Origin of the sequence: Pseudomonas kilonensis, assembly GCF_001269885.1 — a bacterium.
GTDB classification, from domain to species: Bacteria; Pseudomonadota; Gammaproteobacteria; order Pseudomonadales; family Pseudomonadaceae; genus Aquipseudomonas; species Aquipseudomonas kilonensis.
On record NZ_LHVH01000001.1, the window covers coordinates 11,917 to 34,760 of the forward strand.

A 22,844-nucleotide genomic window follows, 5' to 3' on the forward strand; every position below is an offset into this window, starting at 1 on the left:
AAAGGCCATAAAAAAGGAACACGGCCAAACGGCGTCGGTCACTCATTAGGCCACTCGAAAATGCCCAGGTGCCGAACCTGCGGTATCGAACTCAAGAGTCCCGGCCATGGCGGGGATTGCAAAGAGGAGTCATGCCTGATGAGTACCAAGAAGCCCACGGTCAACAAGAGCCAACTGGCCGGGACCGACACGCTGGATCGCGGCAACACCAACGCCAAGCTCGAAAGCCTGGAACAGTTCCGTTCCGACGCCACCGAACAGGCGTTGCGCACCAACCAGGGCGTGAAGATCGCCGATAACCAGAACACCCTGCGCGCCGGCCCCCGCGGCCCTTCGTTGCTGGAAGACTTCATCATGCGTGAAAAAATCACGCACTTTGACCATGAACGCATTCCGGAACGCATCGTCCACGCCCGCGGGACCGGTGCCCATGGTTATTTTCAGAGCTATGACGCGCATTCGGCATTGACCAAGGCCGGTTTCCTACAAGATCCGAGCAAGAAAACCCCGGTGTTCGTGCGTTTTTCCACTGTGCAAGGCCCACGCGGCTCCGGCGACACCGTGCGGGACGTGCGGGGCTTTGCGGTGAAGTTCTTCACCGACGAAGGCAACTTCGACCTGGTGGGCAACAACATGCCGGTGTTTTTCATTCAGGACGCGGTGAAATTTCCGGACTTTGTCCACGCGGTAAAACCCGAGCCCCACAACGAAATTCCTACAGGCGGCTCGGCCCACGACACGTTCTGGGATTTTGTCTCGCTGGTGCCGGAATCGGCTCACATGGTGATCTGGGCGATGTCTGACCGGGCCATTCCAAAAAGCCTACGAACGATGCAGGGTTTTGGGGTGCACACCTTCCGCATGATCAACGCCGAAGGCAAAAGCAGCTTCGTCAAATTCCACTGGCGCCCTACCGTCGGCACCTGCTCGTTGGTATGGGACGAAGCCCAGAAACTGGCGGGTAAAGATACGGACTACCACCGTCGTGATCTCTGGGAGTCGATCGAGATGGGCGACTACCCGGAATGGGAGTTCGGCGTGCAGGTTGTTGCCGAGGAAGACGAGCACAAGTTTGACTTCGACCTGCTCGACCCGACCAAGATCATCCCTGAAGAGCTGGTGCCCATCACGCCCCTGGGCAAAATGGTGCTGAACCGCAACCCGGACAATTTCTTCGCCGAGGTCGAGCAAGTTGCGTTCTGCCCCGGGCACATCGTGCCGGGCATCGACTTTTCCAATGACCCGTTGCTGCAAGGGCGGCTGTTTTCCTACACCGATACGCAGATCAGCCGACTCGGTGGGCCGAATTTTCATGAGCTGCCGATCAACCGGGCGATCACGCCGGTACACAACGGCCAGCGCGATGCGATGCACCGCACCACCATCGACAAGGGGCGTGCGTCCTACGAGCCGAACTCCATCGACGGCGGCTGGCCGAAGGAAACCCTGCCCGGCCCGGAAGATGGCGGCTTCGAAAGTTACCCAGAGCGCATCGACGCCTACAAGATCCGCCAACGCAGCGATTCGTTCGCTGACCATTTCTCCCAGGCACGGCTGTTTTACAAGAGCATGAGCGCTCACGAGCAGGAGCACATCATCGCTGCCTACAGCTTCGAGCTGGGCAAGGTGGAGCGTGAGCTCATCCGGGCGCGGCAGGTCAATGAGATCCTCGCCAATATCGACCTGGAACTGGCCGGGCGAGTGGCGAAAAACCTCGGGTTGCCGGCGCCCACCGCTGGCACCGTCGATGTGCCAACGCCATCGTTGGAGCAATCTCCGGCCTTGAGCCAGGCGAACCTGCTGTCCGGCGACATCAAGACGCGAAAAGTGGCGGTGTTGGTGGCTAACGGTGTCGATGGGGCGATCATCGATGCGCTCAAGAAGGCCCTGAAGGCCGAGGGCGCCCACGCTAAAGTGCTGGGGCCGACCTCCGCACCGGTGACCACGGCCGATGGGAAAACGCTGGCGGTGGATGCGTCCATGGAAGGGTTGCCGTCGATTGCCTTTGACGCGGTGTTCGTGCCGGGTGGGGCGGAGTCGATCAAGGCTTTGAGTCGCGACGGCGTGGCGTTGCATTACGTGCTGGAGGCCTACAAGCATCTGAAAGCCATTGGGCTTCATGGTGAGGCCCGGCAGTTGTTGGTGGGGTTGAAGCTGGAGGTGGATGCGGGGTTGATCGAAGATGCGGATGCGAGCGGTTTTTCGCGGTTTTTTGCGGCGATTGCTCAGCATCGGGTTTGGGCGCGGGAGCCGAAGGCCAAGGCGGTTCCGGCCTAAAGAGATTTGTTGTCTGGTAGGGCGCTATCGCGGGCAAGCCTTGCTCCCACAGATCAGCTCCACAGGATCAACTCTCACAGGATCAACTCTCACAGGTGTTAGCTCTCACAGGATCAACTCTCACAGGTGTTAGCTCTCACAGGATCAACTCTCACAGGTGTTAGCTCTCACAGGATCAACTCTCACAGGTGTTAGCTCTCACAGGATCAACTCTCACAGGTGTTAGCTCTCACAGGATCAACTCTCACAGGTGTTAGCTCTCACAGGGTCAATTCTCACAGGGTCAGATCTCACAGAGAACACATTGACCTATGGGAATTGCCCTGTGGGAGCAAGGCTTGCCCGCGATGCTTTTAGGGTTTGCGAGGTGTCAGCACCATCTGCGCCGACACACTGCGCAAAATCTGCTTCTGCAGTTTCAAATCAAACCCCGGATCAAGTTTCTTGACCCGCTTGCTCAGCAACGTCGCCAACCACGGATAATCATCAGTACGCGGCGCCTGGATGCTGACGTCACACTGATAATTCACCACGTCGGCGGCGATGGCATCCAGTTGTCGACGCATCTGCTGTATATCGGCGAGGTTGAGCGCAACAGTGGTGCTGGGGGCGCTCGGGTCGATCACTTTGGCGACTGGTTTGGCTTCGGCGGCCTTGAGGTCGGCCTCGGCTTTTTCCAGGTCGGCCTTGCGCGCTTCGGCAATGGCGCTGTTGACCTCGCCAGTGAGGGCCGGGGCCTTGGGCATCAACGCTCGGGCACGGCTCAGGGCGGTGGCGGCGGCGTTTACATCGCCTTTTTGCAGGTCGATCTGGCTGCGGCGCAAATACGCCTCGGCCAGTTGCCGCTGATAGGGTTCCAGCGACCGGTCTTCGGGCGACTGGGCTTGCAAGGCGGCCAACTGGTCTTCGGCGGTGGCCAGCTCATTGCTGGCAAGGCTTTGCTCGAGCTGCGCGATGGCCGGGCCCCGCGTATCGGGGGCCTGGATGACCGGCGGTGTACTCTGGCAGGCGCCCAGCAGCAGGGAAAATGCGACAAGGAGCAGATAACGGGAGGCGAACGGCTTCATTCCTGCGACTCTCTATTTGCGCAAAAAGCGAGCAAGTCTACACCCCTCGACGAGGCAGGACAAAACTCAGCAGAAACAGCGCGGCGGCGCTGACCACGATCGACGGGCCGGCCGGGGTGTCCTTGAACCAGGAAAGTGCCAGGCCGCCACACACTGCGAGCATGCCCAGCAGGCTCGCGCCCAGGGCCATCTGCTCGGGTGAGCGGGCGTGACGCTGTGCCGCAGCCGCCGGGATGATCAGCAATGAAGTAATCAGCAACACCCCGACGATTTTCATCGCCACCGCGATGACCACCGCAATCAGCAGCATCAGCGCCAGCCGCAAACCCAGTACGGGCAGGCCTTCGACCCGGGCCAGTTCCTCGTGCACGGTGACGGCCAGCAAGGGCCGCCAGAGCGCCACCAGCAACAGCAGCACCGCGGCGCTACCGCCGAGGATCCACGACAGGTCCGTCGGACTGATCGCCAACAGGTCGCCGAACAGATAGGCCATCAGGTCAATCCGCACGTCATGCATGAAGCTTAGTACCACCAGCCCGAGGGACAGGGTGCTCGGCGCCAAAATACCCAGCAGCGTGTCGGACGCCAGCGGTTGGCGGTGTTGCAAGGTCACCAGCACCACCGCCAGCAACAGGCAACCAACGGTCACCGCCACCGCCGGGCTGACATCCAGCAGAAACCCCAAGGCCACGCCGAGCAACGCTGCGTGGGACAAGGTGTCGCCGAAATAGGCCATGCGCCGCCAGACCACGAACGAACCCAGGGGACCGGCTACCAAGGCGAGTGCCAAGCCTGCGAGCAGGGCGTACAACAGAAAATCAGCCATGCTTGCAGCCATCTCCATGAACATGATTGGAAGCAGAAGGGGCGCTGACCACCGAACCATGCAGGTCATGGGCGTGGTCATGGTGGTGGTGATAAATCGCCAGGCTTTGTGCGTTTTTTCCGAACAGCTCGACGAAAGCCGGATCGCCACTGACTTGCTCGGGATGCCCGGAACAGCAGACGTGGCGATTGAGGCAGACCACCTGGTCGGTGGTGCTCATCACCAGGTGCAAGTCGTGGGAGACCATCAGCACGCCGCAGCCGTGGCGGTCGCGCAGGCGCGTGATCAGGCTGTACAGCTCGGCCTGCCCCGCCACGTCGACCCCTTGCACCGGCTCGTCGAGCACCAGCAGCTCAGGCTCACGCAGCAGGGCGCGAGCCAGCAATACGCGCTGCATCTCGCCCCCGGACACGCTTTGCACCGGGCTGTCGATCACCTGTTCGGCGCCGACTTCTTTGAGCGCGGCCAAGGCGCGTGCGCGGTCCACGCCTGGCACCAGGCGCAGGAAACGCAGCACCGACAGTGGCAGCGTCGGGTCGACGTGGAGTTTTTGCGGCATGTAGCCGACGCGCAACCTGGGCTTGCGCCAGACGCTGCCGCTGTCGGGCTTGAGCAAACCCAGCACGGCGCGCACCAGGGTGGTCTTGCCGGCGCCGTTGGGGCCGATCAAGGTCACGATCTGCCCCGGCTCGACGCTCAGGTGGATGTTGTCCAGCACGCTCTGCCCGGCGAACGTCACGGCCACCTGTTCGAGGCGGATCAACGCATTGCTCATCAGGCCCCCTGGCAGCCGGAGCAGAGACCGACCACTTCGACGGTCTGGGTGTCGACCACGAAGCCGACGTCTTTGGCGCTGGCGATGATGGCATCGCTGATGGACTTCTGTTCCAGCTCGATGGCGGCGTGGCATTCGCGGCAGATCAGGAACTGGCCTTGGTGGGCGTGCTCCGGGTGGTTGCAGCCGACGAAGGCGTTCAGCGACGAAATGCGATGCACCAGGCCGTTTTCCAAGAGGAAATCCAGCGCCCGGTAGACCGTTGGCGGCGCGGCGCGGCGGCCGTCCTGCTCGCTGAGCACCGCGAGGATGTCGTAGGCGCCCAGCGGCTTGTGGCTTTGCCAGACCAATTCCAGCACGCGCCGACGCAGGGCGGTCAGGCGCAACCCTTGGCGCGCGCAGATGGCGTCGGCCTCGGACAGCGCGCTGTGCACGCAGTGGGAGTGATCGTGGGGGCGACTGGCAAGGGGTGTAATAGGCATGGGCAGCGACGAGTTTAGTGAGAGACGTTATTATGTTACCCGTTCTCGCCTCTACGAGTGGTCATCGTGTCCCGATTTTTTTCGCTCTTTGTCGCTTTTGTCGCAAGTTTTCTACTGATCAGCTCGGCCCAGGCCGACGTCAAGGTGCTCACCAGCATCAAGCCGCTGCAACTGATTGCCGCCGCCGTGCAAGACGGCGTGGCCGTTCCAGAGGTGTTGCTGCCGCCAGGGGCTTCGCCGCATCACTATGCGTTGCGGCCATCGGATGTACGCAAGGTGCAGGCGGTGGACCTGCTGTATTGGATTGGCCCCGATATGGAAGGCTTTCTGCCGCGGGTGCTCAACGGTCGCAAGCAGCCCTCCGTCGCCATCCAGGATTTGCCCGGGCTCAAGTTGCGTCACTTCGCCCAGGACAGCGCGTCCCACGAAGATGATGACCATGACGCCGATGAACACGATCACGACCATCGCCCCGGCACCGTGGATGCCCACCTGTGGCTCTCGCCGCTCAATGCGCGGGTGATCGCCGCCAAGATGGCGGCTGACCTGAGCGCGGCGGATCCGGCCAATGCGGCCCGCTATCAAAGCAACCTCAAGGGGTTCAACCAGCGTCTCGATGCCTTGGACGCACGCCTCAAGGCGCGTCTGGCCGGGGTCGCAGGCAAGCCGTATTTCGTCTTCCACGAGGCGTTCGACTATTTCGAAGACCACTACGGCCTCAAGCACGCCGGGGTGTTCGCCGTGGCCGCCGAAGTCCAGCCCGGTGCCCAGCATGTGGCGGCGATGCGCACGCGCTTGCAGGCGGTGGGCAAGACCTGCGTCTTCAGCGAACCGCCCCTGCGCCCGCGCCTGGCCGAAACCCTGGTGGCCGGGTTGCCGGTGAAGCTGGCGGAGCTCGATGCACTGGGCGGCTATACCCCGGCGACGGCGCAGGGGTATGAGCAGTTGTTGGAGAAATTGGGCAATGATCTGGCGGGGTGCCTGGAGTCGCTATAGCCCTGTGGGAGCAAAGCTTGCTCGCGACATAGGCGACTCGATTTCTGAAAGATTTCATCGCCTTCATCGCGGGCAAGCCTTGCTCCCACAGGAAAAGTCGCTTACTGCTGTGGGAGCAAGGCTTGCCCGCGATGCTGTTTAGAGGGCGAAAGGCAACACTGTGTGAACCGTCTGCCGCTGCGCCAAGCGCTGCTGGAACTCCATCGGATCGTGGATCAACACATCCTGCCCGGCAAAGGATTCAGCGGCGATCAACCGCGACAGCCAGAACCGCACGCACGCCACGCGCAGCATGGTTGGCCATAACTCGGCTTCGGCGGCAGTGAACGGTCGCAGCGCTGCATAGGCGCCCAGCAACGCCCGCGCCCTGGGGCCATCGAGCACGCCGTCGTCGTCCGAGCACCAGTCGTTCAGGGCAATGGCGACGTCATACAGCATCGGCCCGGAGCAGGCGTTGTAGAAGTCGATCAGCCCGGTCAGGTGCGTGCCTTCGAACATCGCATTGTCGCGGAACAGATCGGCATGGATGTTGGCGCGCGGCAGCGCCAGGATGCCGACTTTCTGCAAGGAGATTTCATCCAGCGCCGCCTCGAGCAGCCGACGTGGCTCGGCGTCGAGGTGCGAAAGCAGCTGGGCGCCCTCCTCCTGCATCCAGTCCAGGCCGCGATCGGTCTTGCGCTTGATCATGTTGTCGCGGGTTGCCAGGTGCAGATGCGCCAGCAACTCGCCGACCTGGGCGCAGTGCTGGGCGTTGGCCTGCTTGATGTGCTTGCCGGCCAGGCGCGGTTGCAGCAGCGCCGGCTTGCCCGCCAGTTCCCGCAGCGCGACGCCGTCGGTGGTGCGCAAGGCGTAAGGCACCGGCAGGTCGGCGTCGTGCAGCACGTCCAGCAGTTCGATGAAGAACGGCATTTCCTGCACCGGACCGCGCTCGACCAGGGTCAGGACGAATTCGCCCTGCTCCAGGCTGATAAAGAAATTGGTGTTTTCGCTGCCGGCGGCGATCCCCTGGAAATCAAGCAGGCGGCCAAGCCCATAAGGGGCGAGAAAGGTTTCCAGCTCGGGCCGAGCCAGGGGCGTGAACACAGACATGGTTAAAACTGCCAGTACGGGCGCCCTTCAGCGGGCGCCGGTTGAAGTGCAGAGTGGTACTACCACTCAAAGATTTTCCACGAAGGGATCAGCATATCCGGCTGGTCCGAGCGGATGAAGTTTGCATCGGTACCGTCGGCACGCACCAGGAAATAAGGCTTGCCATTCTTGGGCGTGACCTTGATCGCGTACAAAAATCCGTTTTGCCGATACTCCTGAATGGTTTTATCGCCTTCGGTGCGGATGGTGACGTCCGGGTCTGCCGAAGGTGCGTCGTCCGCCGCCATGACGGCCAGCGGGGTGATTGCAAACAAGCCAGCCAGTAACAGGCGATTGAGTGTACGCATGATAACCTTGTCCCTTTGTCGTCAACGGTCCCGCTATTCTAGCCCCGGACCCGCCGAAAAGGTTGATCCTGCTCATGAGCCAAGCTCCCCTCGTCCTGGTGGACGGTTCTTCTTATCTGTACCGCGCCTTTCATGCGCTGCCACCGCTGACCACGTCCAAGGGCCTGCCGACCGGTGCGGTCAAGGGCGTGCTGAACATGCTCAAGAGCCTGCGCAAGCAGTATCCGGACAGTCCGTTCGCCGTGGTCTTCGACGCCAAGGGTGGGACGTTTCGCGATGAGCTGTACGCCGAATACAAGGCCAACCGCCCGAGCATGCCCGACGACATGCGCGTGCAGATCGAGCCGCTGCATGCCAGCGTCAAGGCCCTGGGGTTCCCGCTGCTGTGCGTGGACAACGTCGAAGCCGATGACGTGATCGGCACCCTGGCCCGCAGCAGCGCGGCGGCCGACCGCCCGGTGGTGATCTCCACCGGCGACAAGGACATGGCGCAGTTGGTCGACGGGCACATTACCTTGGTCAATACCATGACCGGTAGCGCCCTGGACGTGGCTGGCGTGAAGGAGAAGTTTGGCGTCGCTCCCGAGCAGATCATCGATTACCTGGCATTGATGGGCGATTCGTCCGACAACATCCCAGGCGTTCCGGGGATCGGACCGAAGACCGCTTCCGGCCTGCTGGTGGGCGTCAATGGCGGCCTGACCGAGCTGTATGCGCAACTGGACATCGTCGCCACCTTGCCGATCCGTGGCGCCAAGACCCTGGCCGCCAAGCTCGAAGAGCACAAGGAAATGGCGTTGCTTTCCTACGAGCTGGCGACCATCAAGACCGACGTACCGCTGGATGTCGGCCTCGACGACCTGCAAATGGGCACGCCCGATCACGAGAAACTCGCTGAGCTGTACACGCTGCTGGAGTTCAAGAGCTGGTTCGAAGACAACCAGCGGGACGCCAAGCGTGCCGGCCAGGAGATCGTCGACGTTGCCGAAGAACAGCCCGGCGCTGCCGAGGCCAAGTACGAGGTCATCCTCGATCAGGCGCGCTTCGACGCGTGGCTGGCCAAACTGGACAAAGTGCCGCTGTTTGCCTTCGTCACCGAAACCAATGGCGGCGATGCCCAGCATTCGCAACTCGTCGGCTTGTCGTTCGCCGTGGCTCCTTTCGAGGCGGCCTACATCCCGCTGACCCATTCCTACATGGGCGTGCCGGAGCAACTGGACCGCGACACAGTGCTCAAGGCACTCAAGCCGCTGCTGGAAAACCCGAACAAGCTCAAGGTCGGCCAGCACGCCAAGTTCGAAACCAACATCCTGGCCAACTGCGCCATCGGTGGCGATCAGAACAACGGCATCCTGGTCCAGGGCGTCGCCTTCGACACCATGCTTGAATCCTACGTGCTGGACTCCACCGCGACCCGCCACGACATGGACAGCCTGGCGCTCAAGTACCTGGGCCAGAGCAAGACCGATTTCCAGGACATCGCGGGCAAAGGGGTCAAGCAGCTGACCTTCGACCAGATATCCCTGGAACTGGCGGGTCCTTACGCCGCCGAAGACGCCGACGTGACCTTCCGCCTGCATCAGGCACTGCAGGAAAAGCTGGCCGCCACGCCAAGCCTGGGCACGGTGCTCAACGACATCGAAATGCCGCTGATGCCGGTCCTGGCGCGCATCGAGCGCCAGGGTGCGCTGGTCGATGCCAACCTGCTGGGCGTACAAAGTGTCGAGTTGGGCGAGAAACTGGTGGCGCTGGAGCGTGAGGCGTTTGCCATCGCCGGCGAGGAATTCAACCTGGGCTCGCCGAAGCAATTGGGCGTGATCCTGTACGAAAAGCTCGGCTTGCCGGTGCTCAGCAAAACCGCCAAGGGCCAGGCGTCTACCGCCGAAGCAGTGCTCGCCGAGCTGGCGGAGCAGGATTACCCGCTGCCCAAGGTGCTGATGCAGTACCGCTCGCTGAGCAAGCTCAAGAGCACCTACACCGATCGCCTGCCGGAACAGATCAACAGCCGCACGGGCCGCGTCCATACCAATTATCAGCAAGCCGTCGCCGCGACCGGGCGCCTGTCGTCCATCGATCCGAACCTGCAGAACATTCCGATCCGCACGGCCGAAGGCCGACGCATCCGCCAGGCGTTCGTCGCGCCGAAAGGCTACAAGCTGCTGGCGGCGGACTACTCGCAGATCGAACTGCGGATCATGGCGCACCTGGCCAAGGACGAAGGCCTGCTCTATGCGTTTCGCCATAACCTGGACGTGCACCGGGCCACCGCGGCCGAGGTTTTCGGCGTTGAGCTGGAAGCCGTCACCCTGGACCAGCGCCGCAGCGCCAAGGCGATCAACTTCGGCTTGATCTATGGCATGAGCGCGTTCGGCCTGGCCAAGCAGATCGGCGTCGATCGCAAACAGTCCCAGGCTTATATCGACCGCTACTTCGCCCGCTACCCGGGTGTGTTGGCGTACATGGAGCGCACCCGCGCCCAGGCGGCCGAGCAAGGTTTTGTCGAAACCATTTTCGGTCGCCGGCTGTACCTGCCGGACATCAACGCGAAAAACCCGGCCCTGCGCAAAGGCGCCGAGCGCACCGCCATCAACGCGCCGATGCAGGGCACGGCGGCCGACATCATCAAGAAAGCCATGGTCGCCGTGGACCGCTGGCTGACGGCGTCCGGGCTGGATGCGAAGGTCATCCTGCAGGTACACGACGAACTGGTGCTGGAAGTACGTGAAGACCTGGTCGACCAGGTACGCGAGGAAATCCGCCAGCACATGAGCGCCGCCGCCACCCTGGACGTGCCGCTGCTGGTGGAAGTGGGCGTGGGCAACAACTGGGACGAGGCGCACTGATCCTTTCGTCCTGAGGCTTCGGGCTTTTGTGGCGAGGGAGCTTGCTCCTGCTGGCCTGCGCCCTGTAGGAGCTGCCGAAGGCTGCGATCTTTTGATCTTGATCCTTCACTTGAGATTCAAGCGTCAGGGGAAAGATCGCAGCCTCGTTGCACTCGACAGCTCCTACGGGGCCGCTTTGAGCCTCAGCAGGAGCAAGCGCCCTCACCACATCGACTCACCGAAAACCCAGGCGCGGCCTCATTAGCTCTGAAGATTCCTACGGTTATTTCCAAAAATAATCTGAACTAAACCCATGAATTGCCACTCAGAGATTCTGAATGGCTGGTGAAGCCCTTCAATGCTCCTATGTTGTGTTAAGTGTTGGCAGATATCTGGACCCCGCCCTAGCGGTCCGGAACTTGGACCCCGAACTTCCCCCTCCCCATAAGAAGTCCGGGGTTTTTTTTGCCTGCGATTTGGCTTACTCGGCCTCTTCGCTGCCCTTGTCCGCCAATTCCATCCAGTCGGCCAGCACCGTGTAGGCGTCTTCCAGGCCCATGCGCTTGGGCGCGGAGAACAGCTGGATGGTGATCGCGTCGCCCCAGCCTTTGCGAATTTCCGACTGCACTTTGAGCAGGGTATTTTTGGCCGCGCCGTAGGTGAGCTTGTCGGCCTTGGTCAACAGGATGTGCATCGGCATGCCGCTGGCGACCGCCCAATCGAGCATCAACAGGTCGAAGTCGGTCATCGGATGGCGGATGTCCATCATCAGGATCAGGCCTTTCAAACTCTCGCGGCTGCCCAGGTAGGCTTCCAAGTGGCGTTGCCAGTGTTGCTTGAGCGGGATCGGTACCTTGGCGTAGCCGTAGCCGGGCAGGTCGACCAAACGCCGTTCATCGTCTAGCTTGAAGAAGTTCAAGAGCTGCGTGCGACCCGGGGTTTTCGAGGTGCGTGCCAGGCTCGCATGGGTCAAGGTGTTCAGCGCGCTGGATTTGCCGGCATTGGAGCGCCCGGCAAAAGCCACTTCGAAGCCTTCGTCGTCTGGGCATTGATCGACTTTGGCGGCGCTGAGCATGAAGGTGGACTGTTGGCACAGGCCGAGGATGGGGTTCTTCAGTTGCATGGGATTTCCGATGTGGGCGGCGTCGGGAATGGACGCGGCAAGCTGTGTCGTTTCCGTTTCAGTGACGCCAGTATATAATGCCGCAGATTTTGTGTGCGCTTTGTCCCAGCGTAGGATGAAGTTCACGGGAGCGACCGACCGAAATTGCGCATTAGAACGCAGCTCGTTCCCAACCCTGAAAAGGTCGTTTTATGACGAAATGGCTGCTAGCTGCCGGTGTCTTGATGCCGCTTTACAGTGCTCAGGCTACACAGGATCCGGAAGCTGTGTACAACCGTGTTTGTGGTGCCTGTCATTCCGGCCAACTCCCCATGGCGCCCCGCAAGGGTGATCAGGAAGCTTGGACGCCGAGGTTGGCGAAAGGTATGGAGACGCTGGTGCAACACGTGACCCAGGGTTTCAAGGCGATGCCGCCGCGTGGTTTGTGCATGGACTGCAGTGCCGAGGATTACCGAGCCATCATCCAGTGGATGAGCGAGTGAACCCGGTCCATAACTCTTTAACCCTTAGCCGTAGTTGGATTAGCTGATGAACAAACTGATCGTGAGTCTGCTGTTGACCTTGGGGATATCCGGCGTAGCCCACGCCGCTGGCGATGCCGCTGCCGGTCAGGCGAAGGCGGCCGTATGCGGAGCCTGCCACGGCCCGGATGGCAATAGCATGGCGCCCAACTTTCCGAAACTGGCGGGCCAGGGCGAGCGTTACCTGAACAAGCAACTGCAAGACATCAAGTCCGGCAAGCGCACGGTGCTGGAAATGACCGGCCTGCTGACCAACCTGAGCGATCAGGACCTGGCGGATATCTCGGCGTATTTCGCCAGCCAGAAAGGCAGCGTCGGCGCCGCCGATCCGAAACTCGTGGCCCGGGGTGAAGCGCTGTTCCGTGGGGGTGACCTGGCCAAGGGCCTGCCATCCTGCACCGGTTGCCATTCGCCTGACGGCAAGGGCAACGCCGCGGCCGGCTTCCCTCACCTGGGCGGCCAGCATGCCCAGTACGTCGGCAAGCAACTGACCGACTTCCGCAAGGAAGAAGGCGGCCGGACCAATGATGGCGACACCAAGCCGATGCAGAGCATCGCCAAGAAGCTGAGCGACGAAGATATCGCGGCAGTCTCGAGCTACATCCAGGGCCTGCACTAAGGCCGTTGGGCGGGCGTTGCAAGGGGATACACCGCTTGCAACGTTAACGCTCGATTAATCTGTCGATGCGAGCATCAAAAGGGTGGCTTTGGCCGCCCTTTTTTGTGGCCGCTGCCGTTACACTAGAGAACTTGAACCCGCCACGGCCTGTCTTAGAAACAGGTCTCGCGAGGCCCCCTCATTGTCCAGGAGTAAAGCATGCGTAATCTGATCATCAGCGCCGCGCTCGTCGCCGCCAGCCTGTTCGGCGTGACTGCCCAAGCGGCTGAAAAGCCAGCCGCACCCTATGTCGAATTGACCAACCCCGTTCCGGTGGCGGCACCTGGCAAGATCGAAGTCGTGGAGCTGTTCTGGTACGGCTGCCCGCATTGCTACGCTTTCGAGCCGGTCATCAACCCATGGGTCGAGAAGCTGCCGTCTGACGTTAACTTCGTGCGCATCCCCGCCATGTTCGGCGGCCCATGGGACGCCCACGGCCAGATGTTCCTGACCCTCGAAGCCATGGGCGTCGAGCACAAGGTTCACGCAGCGGTATTCAACGCGATCCAGAAAGAAGGCAAGAAGCTGGTCAAGAAAGATGAGATGGCGGACTTCCTCGCCACCCAGGGCGTCGATAAGGACAAGTTCCTCGCCACCTTCGATTCCTTCGCCATCCAGGGCCAGATCAAGAAGGCCCGCGAGCTGGCGAAGAAATACGAGATCACGGGCGTACCGACCATGATCGTCAACGGCAAGTATCGCTTTGATATCGGTTCTGCCGGTGGCGCAAATGAAGCGCTGCAACTGGCCGACCAGCTGATCGCCAAAGAGCGAGCGGCCACCAAGGCTGCTGCCAACTAAGCGCGGCCTCCGCCCATGGCCCGCTGGAGCACCGAACGCATCGTTGGCCTGCATGAACCGCGGGTCAACGAGCATCATGTCACGTCCACGGGCCTGCCTGGCGACAGCCGCTTGCGGCTGCTCAGCTTCAATATCCAGGTGGGCATCAGCACCGAGCGCTACCGGCATTACCTGACCCGCGGCTGGCAACATTTGCTGCCGCACACCGGGCGTGCCGGTAACCTGCAGAAAATCGGCGACCTGCTCAAGGACTTCGACCTGGTGGCGCTGCAAGAGGCCGACGGCGGGAGCTTGCGCTCAGGCTACGTCAATCAGGTGGAACACCTGGCCCAATTGGGCGCCTTTCCCTACTGGTACCAGCAACTCAATCGCAACCTTGGACGCCTCGGCCAGCACAGCAATGGTGTGTTGAGTCGCTTGCGCCCGTGGGCGATCGAAGACCATCCGCTGCCCGGGCCGAAGGGCCGCGGGGCGATCCTCGCGCGTTTCGGCGAAGGTCCCGAGGCGCTGGTCGTGGTCATGATGCACCTGGCGCTCGGGGCGCGTACCCGGACGATGCAGCTGGCGTACATTCGCGAGTTGATCGGCGGCTACAAACACCAGGTGCTGATGGGCGACATGAACACCCATGCCAGCGATTTGCTGCAGACGTCGCCCCTGCGCGATCTCGGTCTGCTTGCGCCACAACTGGAAGCGACATTCCCCAGCTGGCGCCCCCAGCGCTGCCTGGACCATATCCTGTTGAGCCCGACCCTGACCCTCGAACGCGTCGAGGTGCTGGCCCAACCCATTTCCGATCACCTGCCAGTCGCGGTAGAAATTCGTTTGCCAGGTTCGCTCACGGCCGATGCATTCCCCGCGCTGAGTCCTGCCCCTCGCGGATCCGATGAATGAGCGACGACGCCGAACGCTGGAGAGAGAAGTACCTCAAGAGTATCGAACAGCAGGAAAAGCTTGAGCGTCGTTGGGAGGCTCGGCTCGACTTGCTGCGTCGTGGCCTGGTGCGCAGCACCCTGGCCGCTGAGGGCACTGACAGGGCTGTCGATCAATGCATGAAAGAGATGCGCGAGGTGGTGCGCACCGATGACATGGATGCCGGCCTCGCCGCCCTGCTGCCGCGCCTGGAGAAAGCCGTACTCGATTCCGAGCAGCGCCGCGAGACGCGGGTCGAGCAGACGAGCGCCGCGTTGACCGCCCTGGTTGCCCAGTTGCAGAGCCTGCCGCTGCCCAAGGAAGTCAGCCGGCCGCTGAAGAAGTTTGCCAAGCAAGTGGAGGATCGGGCCAGCCAGGCCCGGGAGATTCCGCTACTGCTCAGCGAATTGAGCGGCTTGCAAGGCAAGGCACTCAATGCCCTGGATGCCCCTGTCGAACCGAGTCGCCCCGGCCTGCTGCAACGGCTGTTTGGCGGCCAAGGCCATGAGGAAGCGACGCCCCAGCCCCACGAGCCTGCCCAGGCCAGTGTGGCATCGACGTCAGAAACGGCCTTGCCCATAGCCGTGGCGCCGGCAACGGACGCAAAATCTGTCGCACCAGCACCAGCACCAGCACCAGCACCAGCACCAGCACCAGCACCAGCACCAGCACCAGCACCAGCACCGCAGCCATCGGTCGCGGAGCAAGCACCCACGTTGGAGATGACGCCCGAACCGGTTGCCATGACTGCGCCGAAGATCGAGCCAGACCCGACGCCCGCTCCAACACCTGTAGCCGAAGTGGTTCAACCGATCAGCGAACCGGACGAAGCCACCGAGCCCACGCCGCTGCAAGCCTTGGTCGCGGACGAACCCCCGGTAGCGGCAACGCCGCTCGAGAATCCCGACGAACTGATGCCCGAGGAGCCTGCACAGGCCCTGCCCGATCCCTCGCTGCCCCCAGCGGAGCCCGCCGAGCCTCTGGAAGCCATCGATGGGGCTGACGCCCAGTACGCCCTGCCCGACTCGCCGGAGCCGTCGTACAGCTCGGTCGCCAAGCATATCGAAGACACGTTGTTGGGCCTGTTGGGCGACCTGACCTTGCCCGAGCGCCATCGGCCACAAGCCGAAGCCATGCGTGAGCGGTTGCGAAATGGCTTGAACTGGTACGAATTGCTGCCGATCCTCGATGATCTGGCGGTACTGATGTTGGCCATCACCGACACCGGTCAGCATGAGTTCGAAGCGTACCTGCAGCGCCTCAACGATCGGCTTGAGTCATTCCAGAGCAGCCTGCAGGCCGCCAGTGAAGACCACGCGGATAACCTGTCGGCCTCCCGGGAAATGGACACCCAGATTCGCGAACAGGTGGACGGCCTGCAAAGCAGCGTGCAACAAGCCGATGACCTGGAAGGCCTCAAGCAGGTGCTCGAGAATCATCTCGAAGGCTTGCTCGGCACGATGGACCAACACCGCCAGCAACGTGATCAACGCGAGCAGGAAGTCTCGGCTCGCCTGAAAAGCCTGGCCGATCGCGTCGCGCTGATGGAGCAGGACGCCCAGGTCGTGCGGGAGAACCTCGAGGAGCAGCGGCAAAAAGCGTTGGTCGATCCGCTCACCGGGCTGCCGAACCGCGCCGCCTGGTCCGAACGTCTCGAGCATGAAGTCGTCCAGTGGCAACGGCACGGCAACAGCATGCTGCTGGCCATGCTCGATCTCGATCATTTCAAGCGCATCAATGATAACTACGGCCATCTGGCCGGTGACCGGGTGTTGAAACTGATCGCCTCGGTCCTGCGTAAACGCCTGCGTGGCGGCGATTTCATTGCGCGTTTTGGTGGCGAGGAATTTATCCTGTTGGTGCCCAATACGCCCCTGGCTGCCGGCGCCAAGCTGGCCGAAGCGCTGCGCCTGGCCGTTGAAGCCTGTCCGTTCCATTTCAAGGGCGAGCCGGTGACGGTGACGGTATCCATTGGCCTGACGGCCTTCAAGCCGGGCGAACACAGCGATTCGGTGCTTAAAAGAGCCGATCAGGCGCTTTACCGCGCGAAAAATGCCGGGCGTAACCGCATAGAATTGGGCTGAGGGGCTAATTGTTCCAATTTGTTTAATATCGCCGCGCGCACCGGATCATCGCGAGGCGATACGTTACACTGTTGCATTACTTCCAGCGTGTAATGCCTTCCGCCATGAAATTTTTTTCGCTCATTGCTGCTTTATTTATCCTGGCCGGCTGCACCAGCGGCCCGCGGCTCGACACCAGCCACCCTTCGGTCAACCATGACAACCGCATCCAATTCGTGGTGGTGCATTACACCTCGGCTTCCCAGGAACGCTCACTGGCCCTGCTGACCCATGGCGAAGTCAGTGCCCATTACCTGATCGGCGATGATAAAGACGCGACCATCTATAAGCTGGTGGATGAAGGTCGACGCGCCTGGCACGCCGGGGAAAGTGAATGGGAAGGCCGGACCTGGCTCAATTCCAGTTCCATCGGCATCGAAATCGTCAATCCGGGGTTTGTCGACACGCCCACCGGGCGCCTCTGGTACCCCTACAGCGAAGCCCAGGTCCAGGCCTTGACCGTCTTGCTCAAGGACATCATCCAGCGAAACGGGATCAACCCGCGCAGCATCATCGGCCACAGCGACATCGCGCCCCTGCGCAAGCTCGATCCGGGCCCGCTGTTCCCCTGGAAGCGCCTGGCACAAGCCGGCTTGGGGGTATGGCCGGATGAACAGGCCGTCGCCCGCCAGCAGGCCGTCTTCGCGCCACAGCTGCCACCTGCCAGTTGGTTCCAGGCCGAGCTGGCCCGCCTCGGTTACCCGACGCCCCAGACTGGCGAATGGGACGTGGCCACCCACCATGTGCTGGCCGCCTTCCAGATGCACTACCGGCCGACCCGCTTCGATGGCACGCCGGACGCGCAAAGCGCGGCGATCCTGCAGGTGCTCAACCAGACAAAATAATGACGCCCGTCCGACTAATCGGGCCAAATCCAAATCAGAAGCTATAACTCATTGGTAACTTTCGGATTACCCATGATGACGGCTGCCCGCGAAACCCTGCAGAGCTGGCTCCATCGCCCCCTTTTCCTGGCGATGATGGCGGCTGCCCTGAGTACCGTCCTGCTGCTGGCGGGGAGTCTGTTTGTGGTCGTGCAGCAGATCCAGCAGCGTGAAAGCGACCAGATGAATGCCCAGGGCGAGCGCTTCCTGCAACGGCTGGAACAGCTTTTCGGGCAATTGCGTGAAAGCCTCGACGACCTGCAAAACCAGCCGCTGCGCGGATGCGACGATGACATGATCGCGACCTTGCGCGAGGTCAGCTTCAATTACCGTTTCGTTTATGAAGCGGTGTATATCGATGGCAGTGGTGTCTGTTCCAATCGCCCGCGCCAGACTGGCTTGTCGGTGACCCGCCCGCCCGACCTCCGAGGGCCGACCTACAATTACTGGCTCAATACCACCACCGAACCCAACGAAGACCGCGCGGCGTTAATGCTGGGGCGCGGCAATTTTCGAGTCGCCACCTCCCGCGGGCATTTGGCCGACGTGGTCGATCTGCCCCCGGGCAGCAGCCTGCTGGTGGTCCTGGACCACGGTGAACGAGCCATTCCGGTGTTGGGCACGGATCAACATTGGCCGCCCGCGGAGCCTTGGCCACCGAAAAGCCAGAATGCCCTGCAAGTGACGCCGACCCGGCTGATCTATCGGATGCCCACCGACAGCCCGGAATATCAACTGGTGCTGATCGCTCGGCGCAACGTTTTTGATATTCCGGCCAATGCCTGGTGGATGCTGCCCGTCAGCCTGGTGCTGGGCCTGGGGATTGGTTTCCAGGTGTTTCTGCTGGCGCGCCACCGCCAGTCCATGGATGCCGAACTGCACGGGGCCATCCGGCGCGGTGAGTTGCAGGTGCTGTACCAGCCGATTTTCGACTTGAGCAGCCGCAACTGCGTCGGTGCCGAAGCCTTGCTGCGCTGGCGACGACCGGACGGCACCCTGACCAGCCCGGACCTGTTTATCCCGATGGCCGAGAACACCGGGCAGATCCGCCAGATCACCGATTTCGTGCTGCAGCGGCTGTTCGATCAATTGGGCCAACTGTTGCGGGCCAATCCACAGTTGTACATCTCGGTGAACCTGGCGGCCTGCGATGTGATGGTGCCGCGTATTGGCGAAGTGATCGCCCGCCTGCTGGCGCTGCATCGGGTGTCGGCGCACCAGATTGCCTTCGAAGTGACCGAGCGTGGGTTGGTCGATGTGTTGGTCGCCCGGGATAACCTGCAATCGCTGCGCGACGTCGGGCATCAGGTGTTGATCGACGATTTCGGCACCGGTTATTGCAGCCTGGCCTACCTGCAAACCCTGCCGGTGGACTGCCTGAAAATCGACAAGGCCTTCATCGACGCCTTGGGCCACGATGCCGCCAGCAGCGGCGTGGCCCCGCACATCATTCGCATGGCCCACGCCCTGCAACTCAAGGTGATCGCCGAAGGCATCGAGCATGAAGCCCAGGCTTCCTATTTGAGCAGCGAAGGGGTGAAGTTCGGCCAGGGCTGGCTGTTCGCCCATGCCCTCAGCGCGGTGCAGCTCATTGAATTGATTACCCGTGGTCGGCGCCTGCGTGGACGCCGCCTCGATGACGAAGCCTGAGTCCGCTCAGGCCGTGAGCTCAGACCGCCAGCGCCATGTAGAACTGCGTGCCCTGCCCCGGCCTTGAATAGACGCCCATGCGTCCGCCGTGGAGCTGGACGATCTCCTTGCACAGCGCCAGGCCGAGGCCGGCGCCCCCTTTCTTGCGTCCGACCTGGACGAAAGGTTCGAAGATCCGTCCCTGCTGGCCGTAGGCAATGCCTTCACCGTTGTCTTCGACGCTGATGATCACCCGCTCGCCATGGCGCCGGGCCTGCAGGCGAATCTGGCCGTTTTCGCCGGTGTGACGCATGGCGTTGTCGATCAGGTTATCGAGCACGCGATCCAGTTGCGCAGCGTCGGCATGCAGTCGCGGGAGCGGGCCCTGGACCGCCACGAGCAGCTCGATACCCTTGGCTTGGGCCTGTTCGGAGAACCGCAGCCGGGCCGCTTCCAATAGCTCGTCGATGGAGCAAGGTGCCAGGGTCAGCTTCTGCAGGCCGTTCTGGTAGCGAGAGAAGTTCAGCAAGTCATTGATGAGCTGCATCAGCCGCTGCATTTCTTCGGTGACGGTGTTGAGCAGGTCGGCCTCGCGCGACTCCTCTGGAAAATGCAGGCGCTCCTGCAACAGGCCGAACGCCATGTGCATGCCCGTCACGGGCGTGCGCAGTTCATGGGAGGCACGCAAGACGAACTCGCTGCGCACCCGTTCGAAGGCGCGTTGTTCGGTCACGTCATGCAGCACCATGACCGCGCCGAGGATGTGGCCCTGGGTATGGCTGACTGGTGTGAGACTGTAGGTTAGCACCCGCGACTCGCCGTCGACTTCGATGCTCAGGTCTTCCGGCGCGCGCTCCAGGCTTCCACCGCGCAGGACCAGGTGCAATTCTTCATCCAGTTCAAGGCGCCCCAGCGCCTCGCCCAGTCCTTGCCCGAGGCGTTCCTCATCCCAGCCCAATTGACGCTGGGCCACCGGGTTGAGGTGCTCCAGCTGGCCTTGGCGGTCGATCATCAGCAAGCCGTCGTCGATGCTGTCGAGCACCGCTTGCAAACGTTGCTGGCCGGCGAGCAGCTCATCGACGTTGGTGGCCTGATGCTCACGCAGGGCCTCGGCCATGACCCCGAAACGACGGGTCAGGAGATTCAACTCAGCGGCCGAGGAAACGGGGAGCGTGACCTCGAAATTGCCTTGGCCAATGTCGTCCGCCGCTGCAGCCAGTGCCTCGATCGGCGCGCCGAAACGCTGGGCAATGCCATGGGCCGTGATAAACCCGATGATCAGCACCGCAAACCCCACCAACCCCAGCAGTCCGGAAATCCACATCGCGCGCTCACGGGTGCGGTCCTGGGTTTCACTGATGTTGGTCAGGGCCTGGCGATAACCTTCGATCAGTCCATTGCGCAGCACGTTGAATTTTTCGGTGAGGTCCTTGATGTTCGTGAGCTGGCTCGGCTGCTGGCGAGACGCGGTGAAGGCCTCAAGAAACTCCATGTAGTCGGCCTTGGCCCTGCTGAAGCTGACTGCCGCATCGTCCAGCCCCCGTTCGTGAGCGATGCCCTCGTCGATCAGCGCCAGGTATTGCTGCTTGGAGGCCTCCAGCGCCGCCAGGTCGGGCTTGTCGTCGAGCATGATCATCAACTGATCGCCGAGGGTCTGGCGCAGCTTGAGGCCCAGGTCCAGCAGGATGAAGTTGTCGCGTACCGATTGTTCCTGGGTATTGGCCATCTGCATCACGCTGACCAGGCCAAGCACCAATCCCAGCAAGGCCACGGTGATCAGGGCCGAGATGCTGAGAAACAGTCGTGTGCGCAGCTTCATCGCCAGTTTCATAAGGTGTCGCTCACAGGTTGTACTGCTTGCGTTTGCGATACAGCGTGGAAGCATCGATACCCAGGGTCTTGGCTGCCTGGTCGAGGGTGTCGGCCGTGGCCAGCACCGCGCCGATGTGGGCTTTTTCCAGTTCGTCGAGGCTCAGTGCGGCGCCGATGCGCGGCGCATTGTTGACCGGCTGCTCGGCCATGCCCAAGTGACTGATTTCGACTTTTTCCTGAGGGCAGATAATGCTGGCGCGCTCGACCACGTTGCGCAGTTCGCGGATATTGCCCGGCCAGCGATAGCCTAGCAGCGCTTCGCGCGCTTCGTCGCTGAAGCCCCGGGCCGGGCGCGCGTATTCCTTGACGAAGCGGGCCAGAAAGCGGTCGGCCAGGGTCAGAATGTCTTCGGCGCGCTCACGCAGTGGCGGCAGGTGCAGGGTGATGACGTTCAGGCGATACAGCAGGTCTTCGCGAAAACGCCCGTCGCGCACCATGTCTTCGAGGTTGAGGTTGGTCGCGGCGAGAATCCGCACATCGGCGCGGCGGGTGACTGGGTCCCCTACCCGCTCGTATTCCTTGTCCTGGATGAAACGCAATAACTTGGGTTGCAACGTCAGGGGAAAATCGCCGATCTCGTCGAGAAACAGCGTGCCGCCGTCAGCCTGGTTGACGCGCCCCAACGTACTCTCGCTGGCGCCGGTGAAGGCCCCCCGGCTATGGCCGAACAATTCGCTTTCCATCAGTTCAGCGGTCAGTGACGGGCAATTGATGGTGACGCAGGATTTTTTCGCGCGTTTGCTCCAGGCATGGATCGCGCGGGCCAACTCGCCTTTACCGGTGCCGGACTCACCGAGGATCAGGATGTTGGCATCGGTGCTGGCGACCTGGCGCGCGGTTTCCAGGACGACTTTCATCGCCGGGCTGTGGGAGTCGAGACCGTCCTTGGGTTTGCGCACTTCCCCTTCAAGGGCTTCGAGCCTTGCCGACAGTTGGCGTACTTCCAATTGCTTGGCGGTCGCCAGGCGCAATTGATCGGGGCTGCACGGCTTGACCAGGTAGTCGGCGGCCCCGGCCTGGATCGCGTCGACCGCGGTATCGACCGCCGAGTGGGCGGTGACGATGACCACGCGCATCCAGGGGGCCTGGATACGCATTTGCGCCAGCACATCCAGGCCGTTGTCTTCGCCCAGGCGCAGGTCGAGAAAACACAGGTCGAACACCTGGCGTTGCAGCAGTGCGTCGGCCTGTGCGGCGCTGTTGGCGGTGGCAACGCTATAGCCTTCGTCTTCCAGGCAGTATCGGAACGTACGCAGGATGGCGGACTCGTCGTCTACCAGCAGAATGCGGCCTTGATGCTCAGTGGCGGATTCCATTTTTCCTACGCTCCTTTAATGAATGATGTTGGTTAGTGTCAGAAAAATCGGGCAAGTTGCATGGTCGATTCTGAGGGGATATTACTCACCGAGAATGACCCTGTGGACGTGTGACTCCTAAAAGCCTGATTTGAGTTCCTTTTTTTATGAATCGTCTGGTTCAGACGGTTCGTATCGCTCATTCCGACAGCTGTGTCTGACAGCCAATTCAAAAACAATCTAACGTCTTTTCCTCCTGATTCGTGCAATACGCACGACCGGCGCTTGCGCCATCGTGCAGGATGCGCTCCCGGCACGTTGCATTTATTTACTAACTTATTGATT

The 22,844-nt window shown here is 61.8% G+C and carries 19 protein-coding genes; 10 read left to right on the top strand and 9 right to left on the bottom strand.

Annotation, left to right across the window (positions count from 1 at the left end; translation table 11 throughout):
• Nucleotides 1–60: 60 nt before the first annotated feature.
• A complete protein-coding gene (katE, locus tag AD662_RS00075; protein WP_268875864.1) occupies nucleotides 61–2,277 on the top strand; it encodes a catalase HPII in 2,217 nt (738 codons plus the stop codon).
• Between the two features lie 353 nt (nucleotides 2,278–2,630).
• Here the strand turns inward: katE and AD662_RS00080 are convergent, their stop codons facing one another.
• Genes AD662_RS00080 through zur form a run of 4 tightly spaced genes read right to left on the bottom strand, consistent with a single transcriptional unit; the run spans nucleotide 2,631 to nucleotide 5,427 of the window.
• Nucleotides 2,631–3,344 carry a PA5502 family lipoprotein gene (locus AD662_RS00080; RefSeq protein ID WP_053184772.1) on the bottom strand — a complete coding sequence of 238 codons (714 nt, stop codon included), beginning with the start codon at nucleotides 3,342–3,344 and terminating at the stop codon, nucleotides 2,631–2,633.
• Nucleotides 3,345–3,381: 37 nt separating this feature from the next.
• Entirely contained in the window at nucleotides 3,382–4,170 is a 789-nt protein-coding gene (gene znuB / locus AD662_RS00085) for a zinc ABC transporter permease subunit ZnuB (RefSeq protein ID WP_003196213.1), read from the bottom strand.
• Nucleotides 4,163–4,945 carry a zinc ABC transporter ATP-binding protein ZnuC gene (znuC, locus tag AD662_RS00090; protein WP_018602784.1) on the bottom strand — a complete coding sequence of 261 codons (783 nt, stop codon included), beginning with the start codon at nucleotides 4,943–4,945 and terminating at the stop codon, nucleotides 4,163–4,165. Before znuC ends, znuB begins: the two co-directional genes overlap by 8 nt.
• Nucleotides 4,945–5,427: a zinc uptake transcriptional repressor Zur gene (gene zur / locus AD662_RS00095; protein WP_018602776.1), complete on the bottom strand. Its 483-nt coding sequence runs from the start codon at nucleotides 5,425–5,427 to the stop codon at nucleotides 4,945–4,947. Before zur ends, znuC begins: the two co-directional genes overlap by 1 nt.
• A 66-nt stretch (nucleotides 5,428–5,493) precedes the next feature.
• On the opposite strand from zur, the gene znuA reads away from it, so the two are divergent.
• Nucleotides 5,494–6,423 carry a zinc ABC transporter substrate-binding protein ZnuA gene (gene znuA, locus AD662_RS00100; RefSeq protein WP_053184775.1) on the top strand — a complete coding sequence of 310 codons (930 nt, stop codon included), beginning with the start codon at nucleotides 5,494–5,496 and terminating at the stop codon, nucleotides 6,421–6,423.
• 138 nt (nucleotides 6,424–6,561) lie between these two features.
• Here the strand turns inward: znuA and AD662_RS00105 are convergent, their stop codons facing one another.
• On the bottom strand, nucleotides 6,562–7,512 hold the full coding sequence (locus AD662_RS00105; protein ID WP_024617180.1) for a homoserine kinase: 951 nt from the start codon (nucleotides 7,510–7,512) through the stop codon (nucleotides 6,562–6,564).
• A gap of 59 nt (nucleotides 7,513–7,571) precedes the next feature.
• Nucleotides 7,572–7,859 carry a DUF2782 domain-containing protein gene (locus AD662_RS00110; protein WP_018602771.1) on the bottom strand — a complete coding sequence of 96 codons (288 nt, stop codon included), beginning with the start codon at nucleotides 7,857–7,859 and terminating at the stop codon, nucleotides 7,572–7,574.
• Between the two features lie 74 nt (nucleotides 7,860–7,933).
• Here AD662_RS00110 and polA point away from each other — a divergent pair, with 74 nt between their 5' ends.
• Nucleotides 7,934–10,702, top strand: a complete 2,769-nt coding sequence (gene polA, locus AD662_RS00115) for a DNA polymerase I (RefSeq protein WP_053177379.1) — start codon at nucleotides 7,934–7,936, stop codon at nucleotides 10,700–10,702.
• A gap of 460 nt (nucleotides 10,703–11,162) precedes the next feature.
• On the opposite strand, the gene yihA is transcribed toward polA, so the two are convergent.
• Nucleotides 11,163–11,804, bottom strand: coding sequence for a ribosome biogenesis GTP-binding protein YihA/YsxC (gene yihA, locus AD662_RS00120; RefSeq protein ID WP_024617286.1), 642 nt, complete (start codon nucleotides 11,802–11,804; stop codon nucleotides 11,163–11,165).
• A gap of 191 nt (nucleotides 11,805–11,995) precedes the next feature.
• Here yihA and AD662_RS00125 point away from each other — a divergent pair, with 191 nt between their 5' ends.
• The 7 genes from AD662_RS00125 (at nucleotide 11,996) to AD662_RS00155 (ending at nucleotide 19,353) form a co-directional block, all read left to right on the top strand.
• Nucleotides 11,996–12,286 carry a c-type cytochrome gene (locus tag AD662_RS00125; RefSeq protein WP_003196231.1) on the top strand — a complete coding sequence of 97 codons (291 nt, stop codon included), beginning with the start codon at nucleotides 11,996–11,998 and terminating at the stop codon, nucleotides 12,284–12,286.
• Nucleotides 12,287–12,332: 46 nt separating this feature from the next.
• The gene (locus AD662_RS00130; protein WP_014335820.1) at nucleotides 12,333–12,944 is read left to right on the top strand and encodes a c-type cytochrome; all 612 of its coding nucleotides are present in this window, start codon (nucleotides 12,333–12,335) and stop codon (nucleotides 12,942–12,944) included.
• Nucleotides 12,945–13,142: 198 nt separating this feature from the next.
• The gene (locus AD662_RS00135; RefSeq protein ID WP_018602751.1) at nucleotides 13,143–13,784 is read left to right on the top strand and encodes a thiol:disulfide interchange protein DsbA/DsbL; all 642 of its coding nucleotides are present in this window, start codon (nucleotides 13,143–13,145) and stop codon (nucleotides 13,782–13,784) included.
• A gap of 15 nt (nucleotides 13,785–13,799) precedes the next feature.
• On the top strand, nucleotides 13,800–14,678 hold the full coding sequence (locus tag AD662_RS00140) for an endonuclease/exonuclease/phosphatase family protein (RefSeq protein WP_024617285.1): 879 nt from the start codon (nucleotides 13,800–13,802) through the stop codon (nucleotides 14,676–14,678).
• Nucleotides 14,675–16,780, top strand: a complete 2,106-nt coding sequence (locus tag AD662_RS00145) for a GGDEF domain-containing protein (protein ID WP_053184779.1) — start codon at nucleotides 14,675–14,677, stop codon at nucleotides 16,778–16,780. Before AD662_RS00140 ends, AD662_RS00145 begins: the two co-directional genes overlap by 4 nt.
• A 104-nt stretch (nucleotides 16,781–16,884) precedes the next feature.
• Nucleotides 16,885–17,664, top strand: a complete 780-nt coding sequence (locus tag AD662_RS00150) for an N-acetylmuramoyl-L-alanine amidase (RefSeq protein WP_053184783.1) — start codon at nucleotides 16,885–16,887, stop codon at nucleotides 17,662–17,664.
• Nucleotides 17,665–17,739: 75 nt separating this feature from the next.
• Nucleotides 17,740–19,353 carry an EAL domain-containing protein gene (locus AD662_RS00155; protein WP_018602746.1) on the top strand — a complete coding sequence of 538 codons (1,614 nt, stop codon included), beginning with the start codon at nucleotides 17,740–17,742 and terminating at the stop codon, nucleotides 19,351–19,353.
• 19 nt (nucleotides 19,354–19,372) lie between these two features.
• Here AD662_RS00155 and AD662_RS00160 read toward each other — a convergent pair whose 3' ends face one another.
• Together AD662_RS00160 and algB are read right to left on the bottom strand one after the other, a co-directional pair.
• Nucleotides 19,373–21,163 (bottom strand): ATP-binding protein, encoded by a 1,791-nt coding sequence (locus tag AD662_RS00160; protein ID WP_053184787.1) that lies wholly within the window; start codon nucleotides 21,161–21,163, stop codon nucleotides 19,373–19,375.
• 10 nt (nucleotides 21,164–21,173) lie between these two features.
• Entirely contained in the window at nucleotides 21,174–22,520 is a 1,347-nt protein-coding gene (algB, locus tag AD662_RS00165) for a sigma-54-dependent response regulator transcription factor AlgB (protein WP_018602742.1), read from the bottom strand.
• Nucleotides 22,521–22,844 lie beyond the last annotated feature (324 nt).

Excerpts from the sequence above, each read along its gene's own strand:
- AD662_RS00125 (WP_003196231.1), top strand. The coding sequence starts at position 11,996 with ATGACGAAATGGCTGCTAGCTGCCGGTGTCTTGATGCCGCTTTACAGT.
- yihA (WP_024617286.1), bottom strand. The coding sequence starts at position 11,804 with ATGCAACTGAAGAACCCCATCCTCGGCCTGTGCCAACAGTCCACCTTC.
- polA (WP_053177379.1), top strand. The coding sequence starts at position 7,934 with ATGAGCCAAGCTCCCCTCGTCCTGGTGGACGGTTCTTCTTATCTGTAC.
- algB (WP_018602742.1), bottom strand. The coding sequence starts at position 22,520 with ATGGAATCCGCCACTGAGCATCAAGGCCGCATTCTGCTGGTAGACGAC.
- AD662_RS00140 (WP_024617285.1), top strand. The coding sequence starts at position 13,800 with ATGGCCCGCTGGAGCACCGAACGCATCGTTGGCCTGCATGAACCGCGG.
- AD662_RS00150 (WP_053184783.1), top strand. The coding sequence starts at position 16,885 with ATGAAATTTTTTTCGCTCATTGCTGCTTTATTTATCCTGGCCGGCTGC.
- katE (WP_268875864.1), top strand. The coding sequence starts at position 61 with ATGCCCAGGTGCCGAACCTGCGGTATCGAACTCAAGAGTCCCGGCCAT.
- AD662_RS00135 (WP_018602751.1), top strand. The coding sequence starts at position 13,143 with ATGCGTAATCTGATCATCAGCGCCGCGCTCGTCGCCGCCAGCCTGTTC.
- zur (WP_018602776.1), bottom strand. The coding sequence starts at position 5,427 with ATGCCTATTACACCCCTTGCCAGTCGCCCCCACGATCACTCCCACTGC.
- AD662_RS00105 (WP_024617180.1), bottom strand. The coding sequence starts at position 7,512 with ATGTCTGTGTTCACGCCCCTGGCTCGGCCCGAGCTGGAAACCTTTCTC.
- AD662_RS00155 (WP_018602746.1), top strand. The coding sequence starts at position 17,740 with ATGACGGCTGCCCGCGAAACCCTGCAGAGCTGGCTCCATCGCCCCCTT.
- AD662_RS00130 (WP_014335820.1), top strand. The coding sequence starts at position 12,333 with ATGAACAAACTGATCGTGAGTCTGCTGTTGACCTTGGGGATATCCGGC.
- znuC (WP_018602784.1), bottom strand. The coding sequence starts at position 4,945 with ATGAGCAATGCGTTGATCCGCCTCGAACAGGTGGCCGTGACGTTCGCC.
- AD662_RS00110 (WP_018602771.1), bottom strand. The coding sequence starts at position 7,859 with ATGCGTACACTCAATCGCCTGTTACTGGCTGGCTTGTTTGCAATCACC.
- AD662_RS00160 (WP_053184787.1), bottom strand. The coding sequence starts at position 21,163 with ATGAAACTGGCGATGAAGCTGCGCACACGACTGTTTCTCAGCATCTCG.
- znuB (WP_003196213.1), bottom strand. The coding sequence starts at position 4,170 with ATGGCTGATTTTCTGTTGTACGCCCTGCTCGCAGGCTTGGCACTCGCC.
- AD662_RS00145 (WP_053184779.1), top strand. The coding sequence starts at position 14,675 with ATGAGCGACGACGCCGAACGCTGGAGAGAGAAGTACCTCAAGAGTATC.
- AD662_RS00080 (WP_053184772.1), bottom strand. The coding sequence starts at position 3,344 with ATGAAGCCGTTCGCCTCCCGTTATCTGCTCCTTGTCGCATTTTCCCTG.